Source organism: Pseudomonas sp. QL9 (genome assembly GCF_041409665.1).
In the GTDB taxonomy this organism is placed as follows: domain Bacteria; phylum Pseudomonadota; class Gammaproteobacteria; order Pseudomonadales; family Pseudomonadaceae; genus Pseudomonas; species Pseudomonas knackmussii.
The window spans coordinates 2,031,134-2,044,925 of sequence record NZ_CP166971.1; the positions used below are offsets into that span (position 1 = coordinate 2,031,134).

Annotated in this window: 21 protein-coding genes; 13 read left to right on the forward strand and 8 right to left on the reverse strand. The window is 63.1% G+C overall.

Features of this window, described 5'->3' with window-relative positions; genetic code table 11:
• Positions 1-85 precede the first annotated feature (85 nt).
• The 13 genes from ACA097_RS09640 to ACA097_RS09700 all read left to right on the forward strand — a co-directional run bounded on the left by ACA097_RS09640 (position 86) and on the right by ACA097_RS09700 (position 6,441).
• Positions 86-913 carry a Bro-N domain-containing protein gene (locus tag ACA097_RS09640; protein WP_371369975.1) on the forward strand — a complete coding sequence of 276 codons (828 nt, stop codon included), beginning with the start codon at positions 86-88 and terminating at the stop codon, positions 911-913.
• On the forward strand, positions 910-1,503 hold the full coding sequence (locus tag ACA097_RS09645; protein ID WP_371369976.1) for a hypothetical protein: 594 nt from the start codon (positions 910-912) through the stop codon (positions 1,501-1,503). The genes ACA097_RS09640 and ACA097_RS09645 overlap by 4 nt, the downstream gene beginning before the upstream one ends.
• Before the next feature lie 8 nt (positions 1,504-1,511).
• Positions 1,512-1,835 carry a hypothetical protein gene (locus ACA097_RS09650; RefSeq protein ID WP_371369977.1) on the forward strand — a complete coding sequence of 108 codons (324 nt, stop codon included), beginning with the start codon at positions 1,512-1,514 and terminating at the stop codon, positions 1,833-1,835.
• 8 nt (positions 1,836-1,843) lie between these two features.
• Positions 1,844-2,137, forward strand: coding sequence for a phage antirepressor KilAC domain-containing protein (locus ACA097_RS09655; protein WP_371369978.1), 294 nt, complete (start codon positions 1,844-1,846; stop codon positions 2,135-2,137).
• Positions 2,127-2,330 (forward strand): hypothetical protein, encoded by a 204-nt coding sequence (locus tag ACA097_RS09660; protein WP_371369979.1) that lies wholly within the window; start codon positions 2,127-2,129, stop codon positions 2,328-2,330. Before ACA097_RS09655 ends, ACA097_RS09660 begins: the two co-directional genes overlap by 11 nt.
• 3 nt (positions 2,331-2,333) lie before the next feature.
• Positions 2,334-2,786, forward strand: coding sequence for a hypothetical protein (locus ACA097_RS09665; protein ID WP_371369980.1), 453 nt, complete (start codon positions 2,334-2,336; stop codon positions 2,784-2,786).
• On the forward strand, positions 2,783-3,100 hold the full coding sequence (locus ACA097_RS09670) for a pyocin activator PrtN family protein (protein ID WP_371369981.1): 318 nt from the start codon (positions 2,783-2,785) through the stop codon (positions 3,098-3,100). The genes ACA097_RS09665 and ACA097_RS09670 overlap by 4 nt, the downstream gene beginning before the upstream one ends.
• 66 nt (positions 3,101-3,166) lie before the next feature.
• Positions 3,167-3,841, forward strand: a complete 675-nt coding sequence (locus ACA097_RS09675; protein ID WP_371369982.1) for a hypothetical protein — start codon at positions 3,167-3,169, stop codon at positions 3,839-3,841.
• Positions 3,838-4,380, forward strand: coding sequence for a phosphohydrolase (locus ACA097_RS09680; protein WP_371369983.1), 543 nt, complete (start codon positions 3,838-3,840; stop codon positions 4,378-4,380). The genes ACA097_RS09675 and ACA097_RS09680 overlap by 4 nt, the downstream gene beginning before the upstream one ends.
• A gap of 376 nt (positions 4,381-4,756) precedes the next feature.
• Positions 4,757-5,764, forward strand: a complete 1,008-nt coding sequence (locus ACA097_RS09685; protein WP_371369984.1) for a DNA cytosine methyltransferase — start codon at positions 4,757-4,759, stop codon at positions 5,762-5,764.
• Positions 5,761-6,114 (forward strand): hypothetical protein, encoded by a 354-nt coding sequence (locus ACA097_RS09690; RefSeq protein ID WP_371369985.1) that lies wholly within the window; start codon positions 5,761-5,763, stop codon positions 6,112-6,114. The genes ACA097_RS09685 and ACA097_RS09690 overlap by 4 nt, the downstream gene beginning before the upstream one ends.
• A complete protein-coding gene (locus ACA097_RS09695; RefSeq protein ID WP_371369986.1) occupies positions 6,107-6,229 on the forward strand; it encodes a hypothetical protein in 123 nt (40 codons plus the stop codon). Before ACA097_RS09690 ends, ACA097_RS09695 begins: the two co-directional genes overlap by 8 nt.
• Positions 6,226-6,441, forward strand: a complete 216-nt coding sequence (locus ACA097_RS09700; protein ID WP_371369987.1) for a helix-turn-helix transcriptional regulator — start codon at positions 6,226-6,228, stop codon at positions 6,439-6,441. Before ACA097_RS09695 ends, ACA097_RS09700 begins: the two co-directional genes overlap by 4 nt.
• A 335-nt stretch (positions 6,442-6,776) precedes the next feature.
• Here the strand turns inward: ACA097_RS09700 and ACA097_RS09705 are convergent, their stop codons facing one another.
• The 8 genes from ACA097_RS09705 to ACA097_RS09740 form a co-directional block, all read right to left on the reverse strand.
• Entirely contained in the window at positions 6,777-7,541 is a 765-nt protein-coding gene (locus tag ACA097_RS09705; RefSeq protein ID WP_371369988.1) for a hypothetical protein, read from the reverse strand.
• 38 nt (positions 7,542-7,579) lie between these two features.
• Positions 7,580-8,761 (reverse strand): tyrosine-type recombinase/integrase, encoded by a 1,182-nt coding sequence (locus ACA097_RS09710; protein WP_371369989.1) that lies wholly within the window; start codon positions 8,759-8,761, stop codon positions 7,580-7,582.
• A gap of 585 nt (positions 8,762-9,346) precedes the next feature.
• Positions 9,347-9,871 (reverse strand): hypothetical protein, encoded by a 525-nt coding sequence (locus tag ACA097_RS09715; RefSeq protein ID WP_371369990.1) that lies wholly within the window; start codon positions 9,869-9,871, stop codon positions 9,347-9,349.
• A gap of 92 nt (positions 9,872-9,963) precedes the next feature.
• On the reverse strand, positions 9,964-11,406 hold the full coding sequence (locus ACA097_RS09720; protein WP_371369991.1) for a tail fiber domain-containing protein: 1,443 nt from the start codon (positions 11,404-11,406) through the stop codon (positions 9,964-9,966).
• 4 nt (positions 11,407-11,410) lie between these two features.
• Positions 11,411-11,926, reverse strand: a complete 516-nt coding sequence (locus tag ACA097_RS09725; RefSeq protein WP_371369992.1) for a hypothetical protein — start codon at positions 11,924-11,926, stop codon at positions 11,411-11,413.
• A 3-nt stretch (positions 11,927-11,929) separates the two neighbouring features.
• Complete coding sequence (locus tag ACA097_RS09730; RefSeq protein ID WP_371369993.1) at positions 11,930-12,463, reverse strand: hypothetical protein; 534 nt, start codon at positions 12,461-12,463, stop codon at positions 11,930-11,932.
• Between the two features lie 7 nt (positions 12,464-12,470).
• A complete protein-coding gene (locus ACA097_RS09735) occupies positions 12,471-13,043 on the reverse strand; it encodes a hypothetical protein (protein ID WP_371369994.1) in 573 nt (190 codons plus the stop codon).
• A gap of 110 nt (positions 13,044-13,153) precedes the next feature.
• Positions 13,154-13,792, reverse strand: coding sequence for a glycoside hydrolase family 19 protein (locus tag ACA097_RS09740; protein ID WP_371369995.1), 639 nt, complete (start codon positions 13,790-13,792; stop codon positions 13,154-13,156).

Consider the following 13,792-nt stretch of genomic DNA (forward strand, 5'->3'; position numbering starts at 1 on the left):
CCATGGGCGTCCGCTATATCCCTAGCAAGCCGCGCCTGACCAGCACTAAGGCCGCACCCTCCACCCCATTCGGAGGTGACGCGGCATGACTCTCCCCATCCAGTACGCCTTTGAAGGCACTCAGGTCCGCATCGTGATGGTCCAGGGCGAGCCGTGGTTCGTCGCTTCCGACGCGTGCGAAGCCCTTCAGCTCGACGGTCGCTCCCGCGACTATCTCCGCATGCTCGATGACGACGAGAAGGGGGCGCACATTGTGCGCACCCCTGGCGGTGATCAGCAGGTGCAGATCGTCAGCGAGTCCGGCCTCTACTCCCTGATCTTTAAAAGCCGCAAGGAGGAAGCCAAGCGCTTCAAGCGCTGGGTGACGCACGAGGTGCTGCCCGCAATTCGCAAGCACGGCGCCTACGTTATGCCGGAAGCCCAGTCGGAGGCACCAGCCCAGGAAGCACCGCTTGCCGCCCACGTCGAGGCCGACCAGATCGTCAGCGCAGGCCGCGCCTTCCGTGCCCTGTTCACCTCCGCGCGCGCCATGGGCATGGGCCGCCGCCTGGCCGCCACTCGCGCAAACCAGGCGGCCCTGCGCGCTACCGGCGTCGACCTGGTGGCCGAGCTGGGCGCGAGTAGCTGGCTGGACGGCGCCGACCTCCCCACCGCTACGCGCCGCCAGTACGACCTGCAGCAGCAGATCCGCGAGCACCTGGCCTCCCACGACTGGCCACAGGGCTTCACCAGCCAGCAACTGATCGAGGCCCTTGGCCTGGAACATACCAAGGCCGTCCAGACCGCCGCCGGCCAGTGCCTGCAGTTGCTCGGTTACCGCCGCGTGCGCATCAGCAGCGCAGAGAAAGGCGCAATCCGCCCTTACGTCTACGTGCTGCAGCAACGCGGCCTTTCCCTGGAGGCATCGGCATGAGCCAGGCATTCACCCTCTCCGACCAATCGCTCGCCCTCATGGCCGAGCAACTGAACTTCAGCGGCACCTTCAATCACACCTGCCGCTCGGCCTATAGCCGCCACCAGATCCAGCTGAAGATGAAGGTGGAGCGCGCCGTAGCCGAAACCGCGGTGACCATCACCATGGGCGGCGAGAAGCACAGCATCACGCTGACCACCGGCGCCGCCGGAAACTCGCAGACCCTCGCCGACTTCGTCGAAGCCATCGCCAACGGGCGCGTTGACTCAGCAGAGCCCACCCCGCCGCGCCTGCAGCTGGTTCAGTCCGAGCCCGAGTCGGCCCTGGACACCGCCCAGCAGACCGCCATCGCCCTGCTGACCCGCAAGGGCGGCCACCTCCAACTCGATGTCGGCTTGGAGAACCCAATTCATGTGGCCGTGCATCGCACCTACACCTGCGAAGGGATCACCGTGATCACCAGCATCGGCGAGCGCAAACCGCGCACGGCTTGCTGGACCGCACGCGGCGACCATCAGGAGGTAACCAAGCGCCTGCTGCAGTCCATCGAGCACCTGGTGCTGCTCGCCACCCCGAAGAAAGTCGCGTGAGGTGCGCCATGAAACGCAAACCGGTCACGAAACAGGCCGTCAAGAACGTCCTGGCATACATGGTGAAGCGGGAATGCCTGGCCGCACGGGAGGCGACCTCCGACTACTGCCGCGACAGCGCCGCCAACCGCGCACAAGGCGCAATCACGCTTGCCTACCTATCGGACGCCATTGACGACACGGCCTACAGCGCTCTTTGGGATCTGGCCTCGAACGCGCGCAGCCAGCGATCCACGGAAATGCTCTACGCCCAGCCGCCCTACACCGGCGCTGCCTTTGCGAAAGCGAAGCGCTACCCCGAGGCTGGCGACCCAGCCCCGGCAGCGGCGTGAGGTGAGCCATGAAGGACCTGACCCTGCAGGAAACCGCCAAGCAGCTGAAGACGACCCGCCCGAAGCTGATCGCCCTCATGCGCGACAAAGGGCTGCTGAACGACCAGAACCTGCCCACCCACCCGGTGCGCGACCGCCTTTACCTGAGCATCCACGAGGGCAGCTGGATGCACGACAAGCTCGGCATGCAGTACAGCCGCAGCACTCGTGTACGCCAGGCGGGGCTGCGCTGGCTGGAGGAGAAGCTGGGCATCCAGCGCGACCTGCCTCCACCAACGCCAGATCGCCGCGATGTTGCATAAGCCCTTCCTGGTGATCGACGGCGTGGCGCTCTACCCACGCCGTCCGAGGGAATACGTCGCCGCCATCATCCAGCTGAAGACGCTGGAGGAGCGCCGCGCCGCCCTCGCGGAATGCCCGGAAGAGTGGCAGGACCTGATCCGCACCCAGCTGGTGATTGCCTGGGACCACCCACAACGCAACAAAGCAGGCTGACCTATGAAGGACATCAAGCTACTCGACGACACCCTGATCTCGCTCCTGCGCATGCCCGAAGACCAGCGCACCGCCGAAGTGATCAAGGGCCACCTGACCCTCGCCACCGTCGCCGCCGGCCTGAAGCCGGAAGGCCTGACGGACCTGCAGCTGGAGCAGATGCAGCTGGCCAGCGCCACCGCCCTCCTCGCCAACCAGCTCGGCGACGGCTTCACCTACCGCACCAACCTGCGCATCGGCCCCGGCCTTGCCGGCGTGGAGCTGTTCGCCTCCATCGAGGCCGGCGACACCCGCTTCACCGGCTTCGGCTGTTCGGCGGCCGGCGTACTGGCCAGGCTGCGCGAAGCCATTGCCGCCCACGGCCTGGCCCCCGCCTCGAAGCTGAAGCCGCCGCGCGAAGCCAATCGCAGCCCGCTTCGACACCTCCCCCGCCATCGACATAAGGAGAATGCATGAGCCCACCCGACCAGCAACAGCTGCGCCTTCCAGTCCAAGCCCGGCAGGCAACTGTGGAACTACTGTTCCGCACCTTCGGCACGGTACTGATCCCCCTGGAAGACCTCCGCGCACGCTACTTCCGCAACCTCAACAGCGAGCGCTTCGAGCGCGTCATCGGCACCGAACGACTGCCCATCCCAGTCACCACCCTGGACGGCAGCACCAAGGCCCAACGCTTCGTCGAGATCCACCAGCTGGCCGCGCACATCGAGCAGTGCTCAAGCCAGGCCGACGCGGATCTGGAGCGACGCCTGAATAAGCAAGACGAGTAACGGACAACCACCTGACAACCGCAGCAGCTGCCACCACCAGCCAGCGGAACCATGAGGAGAACCACCATGGAATTCACCACCACGCAGATCATCGCCACGGCGATCATCCTGGCGTTTATCGCCATCGTTGCCGGCATCGCCTACTGGTCCGGCCACCGAGCCGGCAAAGAAACCGGATACAGCGAAGGTCGCACCACTGCCACCAACTACTGGCGCCCGCTGATCGCGACGAAGATCGCCCAGCGCGACGAGGCCCAGCGCCTGCTCGACTGCCGTAACCGCGAGCTGAAGGCCCTGCGCACCAACATCGAGATCGAGGCCGACGACCACGCCGAGGTCGTGCGCGGCCTGCAACACCGCCTGGCCGCCGCTACCACGCTGACGCCGGAGGACCGCGCCGTCCTGCAGGCCATCGCCTCGAAGTTGAACCTGGCGGCCGACACCTGGGCAGGCTTGCGCGCCAACGACCACGCAGGCGCCGCACGAGTTCAGGCCGAATACGCCGCCGCTCTGGCCGAGCGTGCCGGTACTGAACCTCAGGATCACCCTGACACCCTGCTGATCGAATGGCTGGACCTGGAAGCGACGGTCCATGCAGACCACGAGTGCGCCGAGCTGCGCTTCATGGTCTGCACCCGCCCCGCAGGAAATGCCCACGTGCGCGACATCATCCGCCTCGGTATGCAGCAGGCCGCCGATATCGAGCAGAACCACCAGGCAACCCTGGAGGCCTCGGCATGAGCTGGATTCTCACCCGCACCGGCCGCCGCTTCGACCTGCTCGAACCGGCCGCCCACATGATCGAGCCCGCCGACATCGCCCACAGCCTTGGCCGGCAGTGCCGCTTCAACGGCCACACCCTGACCCACTACAGCGTCGCCCAGCACTGCTACATCGTCGCGGACCTGGTGCCCGTCGAGCACCAGCTGGCCGCGCTGCTGCATGACGCGACCGAGGCTTACGTCGGCGATCTGGTCAGCCCGCTCAAGCAGGTGCTGCCGGAGTACCGCCAAATCGAGCTGCGGATCTGGCACGCCATCTGCGCTCGATTCGACCTCGACCCTGAGCTGCCACCCAGCGTGCACGACGCCGACCTGATCGCCCTGGCAACCGAGCGCCGCGACGTGATGCCAGCCCACGGCGACGCCTGGATCTGCCTCGCCGGCACCCAGCCGATGCAAGCCCGCATCCGGCCCTGGAGCGCCGAAGAGTCGTCCCAGCACTACTTCACGCGCCTGCAGGATCTGCTGGCCACCACCCACCGGAGGGCCGCCGCATGACCCCGCGCATCCCGGCTCGCCGCGTAGCGGCACAAGACCAGGGCGGCGCCCTGGCAGCCGCCACCCTGAGCACCCAAGCCCCGGCCGCGCGAAAGCGCGGCGGCGGCCTGGCACAGCGCGTCCTGCTGACACTGAGTCTCGCGGGCCGCCCCTCGATGCTCGAGGGTGGCGCCATAAAAAGCCTCTGCTGCGCAGCAGCAGGCATCATCCATCCCCAGCATCAAGCCCACGCAGGGGTCACATACCCCTCCGCATGCGTGCGCCGAGGCGCAAAAGATGCTGCATCGCTTCGCTCCCCCACTGCGCCGCACGCGCAGCCTGTCGAGGGGTATAAGCACCTGCGGCAGGCCGCGCACCAGGTAGCCGGGGGTGAAGCATGAAGGCCGCCTATTACAACGAGAATGAGGCCTATGCGGCCCAACACCTCCGCAATCTGATCGCAGCCGGCCATATCGCGCCAGGCGACGTCGACGAACGCTCGATCGAGGACGTACACCCCGATGACCTCCGCCCTTATACCCAGTGCCACTTCTTCGCAGGCGTTGGCGTCTGGTCCTATGCCCTTCGCCGCGCCGGCTGGCCAGATAGTCGACCTGTTTGGACCGGTTCCTGTCCTTGCCAACCTTTCTCCTCGGCAGGCGAAGGAGCTGGGTTTGATGACCCTCGCCACCTCTGGCCAGCGTTCGCCTGGCTCATCCGCGAGCGCCGCCCTGGAGAGCTGCTTGGTGAACAGGTTGCAAGCAAGGATGCAGAGCCTTGGCTCGACCTTGTACAGGCTGACCTGGAAGCGATGGGTTATGCCTTCGGGGCTGTCGCGTTCCCGTCTGCGGGCGTCGGTGCTCCGCATATCCGCGACCGGGCCTACTGGGTGGCCAACACCAACAGCAAACGCCAAGGATCAGCCGGAAACGCTTCGCGGACTCGAAACTCTCGCAGGCTGCTCGAAGCTGGCCGGCTGGACGACGCCTATGTCCCGCGACTGGCGGGGCACCGGAGAGGTGAAACCCAGAGTCGAGGGCCTGAACACCGTATTTGGACAGCGAGCGGACCAGTTGGGGAGGCAGGCAGTACTCGCGGGCTGGCCGACGCCAACGGCAACGGATGCGATCAAGCAGGGCAGCGTCTCACCTCGTGCGGGCTGTATGGGCTTGAGCGAGACGGTCTCGATGCTTCGGGGCAACCCGCAGCCGGCCCGGTTAACGGCCTCTGGCGAGATGCTGACTGGCTCCTCTGCCGGGATGGAAAGTGGCGGCCAGTTGAACCCGGCACATTCCCGTTGGTTGATGGGGCTACCGCACGAGTGGGACGACTGCGCGCCTATGGGAACGCCCTCAACGCTGAAGCAGCGACGCAGTTCGTAGGCGCGTATATGGAGGCAGCATGACCACCACCACCCAAACAATGGCTCAGGCATGGCTCGACGTGCTTGCAGAACGCCGCCGGCAGGTCGAGGCTGAGGGCTGGACCCTGCAGCATGACGACGAGCATCCCGCCGGCGATCTTGCAGCAGCGGCAAGCGCATACGCCCTGTTCGCCTCCGACGAGCTGAATCCAAAGTCCCTTGGCTCCTGCGAATACGACCAGGTTGCCCCGTTCATGTGGCCTTTCCACATCAAATGGTGGAAACCCAACCTGGTGCGCCGAGCGCTCGTGAAGGCCGCCGCGCTGCTGCTGGCCGAGATCGAACGCCTGGACCGCGCAAAGCTGCAGCGCAAGGAGGCGAGTGATGCTTAAAGCCCTGCTCTACACCGGCGGCGCCATCGCCCTGGTCTTCGCCGTGATCGGCCTCTGCATCATCGTGCCGGTGGTTCCGGCGTTCATGTACTGGGAATGGGGGTGCCACCTGTGAGCCAGCAAAATCAGCCCAACATCGACACCCTGATCAAGCTCCCCGAGGTCTGCCGTCAGGCAGGCTTCGGGAAGAGCGCGATCTACGACATGATCACGGCCGGCACCTTCCCCGAGCCCATCAAGCTGGGGTTCGCCTCCCGATGGTCGCAGCTGGAAGTGCAGGCCTGGATTGAGCGCCAGAAAGCGACGCGGAAACCTGAGGCGGCCTAGTAGCCGCCCTCGCTGGCAAGGGCAAGGTCATACGCCGCTATGACCGTTGCCTTTGCCGACGCCGAGTCATAAGAGTCGTTGTCGTAGATATAGGCCAACTCGGTGCTTGGATTGTTGTAGGTGCTCAAGGCGATAACATGGTCGTGCCCAGCTGCCTCCGCCATATCGTGCACTTGTCTGAGCAGAAGACGCACACTCAGTCGACCACCGCTGATTCCTGCGACTCCGTCCTGAAGCGCGCAATCAAGAACGTCCCCAGCCGCATCGGTGCACTTAAAAATTCGAACCACTGGTTAAATCCAAAGCTGATATAGCAGAAAATTAGGAAGGCCAGCCTAGTGGGCAGAATTTAGCAAAGGCTTACTTTCAAAGTCTATCGCACTCACAAATCTTGGCATTGTCTTCGTCTTCAACTCAAGATCATTGATCTGAGCAATCTTCAGCCGAAACCCCCTATTGGACGCAGGCTCCTTGAATTTAACAAGCACCGCCTGACCAGAGCTTATTCCAACAAGATACCAGTCCTTGTTATCCCCGGAAACAACTAGCGGCAAATAAGATTCACCACCCGAAATAATGGAGTCAGCATTAATTCTCGCCGTCATCTGCGGAAGATATAACAAAATCAAAACAAGCGTACCAAACCCAATAAAAATTGATCCAGTGTCAATTCCAGCGACAACCCGTTTTGCAAATACTACAACCCCAATCGTACAAACACCAAACATCCACCAAATACAGACACTTGAGAGTTTAAGCGTGAGTGACAAGTTAGACTCCAAACCCTTGTTCACTAGAGTATCGAGAGCAACAGCACTAGCAATACCGACGCCAAAGAGTATAAGCAATAACTTATCAATAAACAGATGCATTTTAGAAAGGAAATACAATGTAGCCGAAAATATCACCAAAATAACAATATCGCGCGCCCCAAATATGGCCATGGACGACACCGAAAGTTGCTCAACATACCATGCAACCCCAAAGCGGGCATAATAGATATATAAATAACTATATCCATAAAAGAAAGCCATCGCCGCAACGCATGCCACAGCAGCCGCAAGCTGCTCTAAATTCAGACGAAGATGATTCGAGCTCAACAAAAACTCCTCCTTGAATAGCAAACCAATTTACAAATTTAATTAGAAAACTCTCGGCATTGCTCAATCCAATCCGCCCAAACCTGCATCATCTCCCGGCGCTCTTCCAGGTAGACCGCATGGTTGTACGCGGCACGAGTCTTGTCCTTTTCCTTGTGCGCCAGCTGCACGTCGATAACTCGGGGACGAAATCGCCTCATCTCGTCCAGGTGCGTATTGGCGGTTGCACGGAAGTCGTGGCAGTGCCACCCCTTCAGCCCCATGTACTCCATCGCCCTGTTCAGGGTGGTCGGGCTAATAGGCCGCGCCGGATCCTTCAGCCCAGGGAACAACAGATCGCCTCCGGTTATCTCTCTCAGCGACCTCAGCAGAGCTACCGCCTGGGTAGACAATGGCACCAGGTGAATCCGCCGCATTTTCATGCGCTCAGCCGGAACGGTCCATATGGCCTCATCCAGGTCGAACTCAGACCAACGCGCCTCACGTAACTCGACGGTACGCGTGAACAACATGGGCAGCAGTCGTAACGCGATCACGGTGCCGCGAAATCCCTTGTATCGGTCAACGGCCATAAGGTAGGCGCCCAACTGCTCTCGCGACATCGGCTGACTGTGATTGATCTCACCGCGCTCCACGGCTCCCTTCACTGCAGCCGCAGGATCTGCATCCGCCCGAAGGGTCACCACGCCGTAGCAGAAGACGGCACTGATCCACTGCCGCACCTGCAGCGCGTACGCCGAAGCTCCGCGGCCATCCATGCGACGCATGATGTCCAGTATCTGGGCGGCAGTGATCTCGCGCATAGGAAGGCGGCCAATTGCCTGGTATACGTTGCCATCGAAGGCACGCCGGATCTGGTCGCGGTACTTCTCCGTTCGCTTCGACAGCCGCTGTTCGATCCACTCTTCCGCAACCGACTTGAAGGTATTCCGGTTCTCAGCGAGCTGCCGTGCCTTCTCGGTCTGCCGCACATGGGAAGGATGGCGCCCGGCCTTCACGTGGGCGCGCGCCGTATCACGCTCGGCGCGAGCATCGGCCAGGGTTACGGCGGGGTAGACGCCGATGGCGTAGACGTTCTCTTTACCGCCAATGCGGTAGCGATACCGCCATAGCTTCGAGCCGCCCGGCTTCACCTCCAGGTAAAGGCCGCCACTGTCGGACAGCTTGATGGGGGTATCGCCAGCCCTAGCCTGGCGGATCTTCACGTCGGTGAGAGGCATGCGGGTATGCGGGTATCGGCTGATTGATACCCACAACGATACCCGCAATTTTTCAGGATGTCAGCGCAACGACGCGGAAGGATGCGGACGGATAACCCCCGGCAGTACGGGCAATCCAGGGCAAGTCAGGGAGAAATGCGGAAGAATGCGGAAGGCCATGCTGCTTATCGATCATCAGCAGCATGTCTGCTCGAACCTCGTGATTGCACTGCTTTCGATTCGCGCCATCGGCGTGCCCGGTAAGGACCAGAGGGTAGCTGGTGCAGTCCGGCATTATGCCAGGGGACGGTGGAGACGCGGGAAAAGGACCGGCGCAAAGCCGGGAAAGAAGGAATCAGGCGCGCCAGCGCCAGCGGGCGAATGCCTTGAGGAGGGAGGTGATGATGCTGCGGAGGTGGATCACTGTAGCTGTCTCGTCTAGCTCTGGGCGGAACAGTAGCCCACCGGGCATGCCAGGCGCAACATCACGCCGTCTCCGGGCTCCAGGCGGTTGCAAAGGCTCACCGCACAGAACGTAAAAAAGGCCCACCGCCCTGGACGTACCCGGTGGCGGTGGGCCTTGCACTTCTATATGGATAAGGTTCGTCATTTGGCGGGTAAGGAACTCGCCAGCAGCTCGGTCTTCCGCGCGCTGTCCGAAGTCGTCCCGAACCAGAAGGCCATGACCACACCCCAGGCGGTGGAGAGGCTGCCCAGCATCAGCAGCAGTGCCTGCGAATCGGCGACATGCAGAACACCCAGCATCATGCCGGCCAGGATGGCGAAATAACCGAAGGTCACGATGATCGACAGCGCGGCAGGCACCCAGGAGCGCTGGGCGATCTGCATGGCCCTGGCGTCCTTGCGGTCGCCAGCGGCCAGTGCCTCCAGGTCGCTCACCTGCTTGAAACCGAGGGCCTGCATCTGCAACGCGAAGGCCTGGTCGGCCTGTTTCACAGCCAGAAGCTGATCGGGGGTTGCACCGGAAAGGGCATGCTTCACGGCATCCACAGTCCGGTCGGAAAGCCCCATTGCGCTCGCTGCTGCGTCGACTGCGAGGCCGCCGAGTGGGCCGCCGAGGGCGGTGCCGATCCAGGGGGCCAGTGTTTTCAGCACGGATTGCCAGTCCATATCTCCCCTCCTCTGGCTACACGGCATTGGGACAACAATTGCTCGAATCAGTAGGGCGGGCTGCTCATTTGGCCTATCCGCATAGGTAAGAGCTAATGGGCTCGTGCCTCAAGAGCAGTAACGCGCTCATCGATCAGACGCTGGTTTTCAAACAGACCACGCATGATGAACATCGACAGACCGTCGTAGCGAAGGGAGTAGCGGTCACTAGCCGGGATAGCAGGTCGAGCCACATTGCCATCCGGATCCAGCAACTCAGGCATACCTTCAAACACGTCCTGGCAGATGAACGAGTAACGGTGCCAATCGAGACCGGCTTCAGTGAACTTTTCGATCACCCATTGCACAGTTTGACCGCAGAACAGGCGCGCCCCATCGATGCCCTTCTCTTCGATTGATTCGAGCCACTGAAAGATGCCGATGTCCTTGGCAAGGACCTTCGCGACTGACAGCTCAGTTTCGTTCAGCGGACGTACGGGGGTCTTTTCTCGGGCATCCGACGTTTGGATTGCTCCGGTAACCGACCACACTGAGCTCCATCGCCCGTATACCCAACCGCATGGGGTAGTGTTGTCACCAGACGGGGAAAAAACCTGACCTCCGGAGGCTGCACCCAACAACACGATTCCGACACCAATTTGCGAGTCCGTAAAGCTGGCAAACTTGTTGTTGCTGGCGTCCACAGTGCGGTAGATGCTGATCTGCCCGGATGTCCCGGTTGTGCATTGAAGCGCACCTGAACAGCTGATGTTTCCCGTATCGCCAAAGGTATGAGTTATTGCCGATTCGGCTTGGTTCAGTACCTCCAGCCCATTGCCGCTGTTCACCCGAAAGGCCCGTCGCTGAGACGCCGACGAATTCTGCATACGCAGGTAGCCCGCGTATGTCGAGTTGGTGCTGATCGCCTTGAACGTACCATCCGTAGAGACCGCAGCACGCAGGGCTCCGTTGAGATAGAACCCGATATCACCTGGCGTTCCAGTGCCTACGACCGTATTGGAAATACGAGTCTCGGCCCCGACCTGCTGGAACTGGCCAATCGTGGAACTATCCGGATTGGACGAGCTATAGGCGTTGAGCCCGGAAGCCGAAGCAGTTCCGGTTGGAATAGTGCCGACTACGGTGTTGCTGTTCGCAGCCGAGCTCTGCAACAGCGTTCGCGAGGAGTGCGTCGCGTTGATGAAGTCACCGTAGATGCGGCCACCAGTTCCCCAGCTCGCTGTTGCAAGGGCGTTCAGGTTGGTGATGTCGGCGTTGCTGCCTGACGCCGCCTTCCCGTTCAGCTGGGCCTGCAATTTGCCCAGCGCCACCAGCACGCTGTCAGTAGCCGCGACAGCCGTGCTCACGGCAGTGCTCAGTCCTGTCAACACCACTGTGCGCACTGCTGTCGCAAGGTCCTGCCAGGTCTTGTCGCCCTGCCAGAACTGAGCCGTCGTGCCCGCGGTGATGGGCGGCTCGGCGCCAGCGAGGGTGTCACCGCTTGGCAGTTCGGCGGGCGTGCCGCCGTTGCTGTAGAGGGGTCTGCGCTGGGCCATGTCGTTACGCCAGGATGATGGGTTGACCGAGCTCGACGTTCACCGAAGTGGCCGCCACCGCAACACCGACTTTCTGTTGAATGTTGCCTGTCGCCGTAGGCGGAGTAGCCACGCCCTTGCCGGGAGTGGCGGCGCTCAGCCAGACGTCACCCGGTGTCATCCCGCTGACTTGAGTATTGGTGCCCTCGAAGTACACGGTCGCGGCCGTGCCAGAAGTCACGGCGGCCAGAACGAAGCCATGCGCCTGCTTGGCGACGCCGCCCGAGGCATCGGCCTTGCGCACTGCAAAGGCCGATGCGTTCGACCAGATGTTGACGTAGTCGCCAGCGGCCAGCGCTTCGCTTGCGGTGACCACTGCGGTATCGGCGCCCAGGCCGACCGGCATCATCGAGGTGTCGAGCCGGCCGCTGGCATCCAGCGCCGGGATGTCCCCGGCGTTCGCGGCGCCGGCGGAGATCTGGGTGGCAGCGACCTCTTGCAGGTTGCCGTTGTTGTTCATCAGGAATTTGTCACCAGCCATCTTTTAAGCCTCCAGCGTGATCGCCACGCCCATGTCGAGAAAAACAGTCGTCGCATTCATGGCGAAGCCGACGACCAGGGAAAATGCCGCGTCCTGCGGCAGGGATTGGGTGAGTTGGCCGTCGTGCCCGAGAAATACCGGCCCGTCGTTCCACGACCAGCCCTCGAACAGCACCTCGCCGGAGCGCTGGATATCCACCGGATCACCGGCTTCTGCCGCCCCCAGCGTCATGCCTAGCGTGTTGCCGCGATTGGCCAACTGGCCGCAATCGGCGTACGTGACAGCGGCGCCATCGGTCGAGAAGACGAGACGGTGGCCACTCAGCGCAACCGCCGCGACCTTCTGCAGCGCACTTCCGCCGGCAGGCCCGGGAATGCCTTTCGGCCCAGGTGGCCCCTGCTCACCCACAGTCACCACGAGCGCTTCTGCGCCAGCAGCAACCGTCACCGCGTACTCATTGATCTGCTCGAGCACGAGCGCGGGCGCGTTGCCTTCGACGGCCACCGCCCAGGGCTCGATCTGCTCCACGTCGCTCATGCTCACCTCACTGTTCGACCGTTACCGGCCCGCGGAAGAACCGCGACACCGAGCCATCCGGGAAGGTGACGTCCAGGTGGTACCAGCCCGCGGTCCAGCTGAATGCCGTGGTGTCCTCGGCATCCAGTTCCACCAACAGGGTTCCTGGCGCGCCGGCACTGATGCCGTGGCCCGTAGCGAGGCTGAGCAGCTCGTTGCCGCCGTCCTCGCGCTCGCGGATCACCAGGCGCGCCGTGGCGCCGCTGAGGTCCACCGGCGGCTGGTAGATCAGCTGCCCGCCGGCTGGCGAGAGGCCAATGCCGCTCAGGCTGTTGATCTCCAGCGTGTCCGCGTCGATCACCTCGGCACGGTGGGCGAGCTGGCGACCGGGTACGCGATTGAGGTCCGGGAATCCGGAAACCCCGGCGACCCAGACCAGCCAGTCGCCGAGCAATTGGTGCCCCGGCACGGTGAGGCGCAGGGGCGCGCTCGGGGCGATGGCTGAGATGTCGCGGTACTCACGACGAGGCTGCATGAAGCGCCGGGTGTCGCGGTAGGTCGCCCCACGGATCAGGTTCAACGGCATCAGGGCCGGTTGCATATCGGTTGACTCCTCGAGTGAAGGGCTGCGCCACGGGCGAGCACGGCCGCCGGCGTCACCCTTCGGTGGCCGGTTCGTGATCGCGGATTGCGCAGCGGAAGATTCGTTGCCTAACGCGCTGGTGCCGGCGGGATCGCCAGCAGCTCTTGCGCTCTTTTCCACAACTTCAGGCGCTCCGCCTGGCCGGTCAGGCCGCCATTGATGCGCCGGGTGATGTCCTCGAAACGCCCGCCGTCAGCCAGCTCATTGAGCCCGGCAGCGGACCACCACCAGGCCGCCGACTCGCAGGCCCAGCGCGGCTCCGCGAGCAGTTGCGGCGCGGCCTCGAACGGCTGGCCCAGGCCATCGCCGACGCGCCGGTAGTTGGCCCGGCCGGTGACCTGCAGCAGGCCGCGACCGCGGTAACGCCAGCCGTCGCCGGAGGCTTCGTCGCCGTTGCCGTTGCGCCCGGCGTACACCTGGTTGGCGATGGCTGGCGGCTGATACGCCAGTTGATTGGCCAGGGCCGTCGGCTTGCCGGCGGCGTTGCGAAAACGCCGCGGCCAGGTGTCGGCCAGGCCCTGGGCGCTATAGGCGAGGCTTTCCACCCAGCGCGTCAGGCCGGCGCTTTCGCGGCCGACCTGGGCGAGGAAGGCGGCCTGGCGGATCGCCGTGTCCACTCCCCTTGCCTGCATTGCCGGCAGCAGCCAGGGCAGCAGTGGCGTCGCCTTGGGGAAGAGTTGAAGCAGTTGCTCCGCGGTAATGCTCAT

Bases quoted from the DNA above. Each gene is read 5' to 3' on its own strand.
- ACA097_RS09640 (WP_371369975.1), top strand. From the start codon at position 86: ATGACTCTCCCCATCCAGTACGCCTTTGAAGGCACTCAGGTCCGCATC.
- ACA097_RS09645 (WP_371369976.1), top strand. From the start codon at position 910: ATGAGCCAGGCATTCACCCTCTCCGACCAATCGCTCGCCCTCATGGCC.
- ACA097_RS09650 (WP_371369977.1), top strand. From the start codon at position 1,512: ATGAAACGCAAACCGGTCACGAAACAGGCCGTCAAGAACGTCCTGGCA.
- ACA097_RS09655 (WP_371369978.1), top strand. From the start codon at position 1,844: ATGAAGGACCTGACCCTGCAGGAAACCGCCAAGCAGCTGAAGACGACC.
- ACA097_RS09660 (WP_371369979.1), top strand. From the start codon at position 2,127: ATGTTGCATAAGCCCTTCCTGGTGATCGACGGCGTGGCGCTCTACCCA.
- ACA097_RS09665 (WP_371369980.1), top strand. From the start codon at position 2,334: ATGAAGGACATCAAGCTACTCGACGACACCCTGATCTCGCTCCTGCGC.
- ACA097_RS09670 (WP_371369981.1), top strand. From the start codon at position 2,783: ATGAGCCCACCCGACCAGCAACAGCTGCGCCTTCCAGTCCAAGCCCGG.
- ACA097_RS09675 (WP_371369982.1), top strand. From the start codon at position 3,167: ATGGAATTCACCACCACGCAGATCATCGCCACGGCGATCATCCTGGCG.
- ACA097_RS09680 (WP_371369983.1), top strand. From the start codon at position 3,838: ATGAGCTGGATTCTCACCCGCACCGGCCGCCGCTTCGACCTGCTCGAA.
- ACA097_RS09685 (WP_371369984.1), top strand. From the start codon at position 4,757: ATGAAGGCCGCCTATTACAACGAGAATGAGGCCTATGCGGCCCAACAC.
- ACA097_RS09690 (WP_371369985.1), top strand. From the start codon at position 5,761: ATGACCACCACCACCCAAACAATGGCTCAGGCATGGCTCGACGTGCTT.
- ACA097_RS09695 (WP_371369986.1), top strand. From the start codon at position 6,107: ATGCTTAAAGCCCTGCTCTACACCGGCGGCGCCATCGCCCTGGTCTTC.
- ACA097_RS09710 (WP_371369989.1), bottom strand. From the start codon at position 8,761: ATGCCTCTCACCGACGTGAAGATCCGCCAGGCTAGGGCTGGCGATACC.
- ACA097_RS09715 (WP_371369990.1), bottom strand. From the start codon at position 9,871: ATGGACTGGCAATCCGTGCTGAAAACACTGGCCCCCTGGATCGGCACC.
- ACA097_RS09720 (WP_371369991.1), bottom strand. From the start codon at position 11,406: ATGGCCCAGCGCAGACCCCTCTACAGCAACGGCGGCACGCCCGCCGAA.
- ACA097_RS09725 (WP_371369992.1), bottom strand. From the start codon at position 11,926: ATGGCTGGTGACAAATTCCTGATGAACAACAACGGCAACCTGCAAGAG.
- ACA097_RS09730 (WP_371369993.1), bottom strand. From the start codon at position 12,463: ATGAGCGACGTGGAGCAGATCGAGCCCTGGGCGGTGGCCGTCGAAGGC.
- ACA097_RS09735 (WP_371369994.1), bottom strand. From the start codon at position 13,043: ATGCAACCGGCCCTGATGCCGTTGAACCTGATCCGTGGGGCGACCTAC.
- ACA097_RS09740 (WP_371369995.1), bottom strand. From the start codon at position 13,792: ATGAGCATTACCGCGGAGCAACTGCTTCAACTCTTCCCCAAGGCGACG.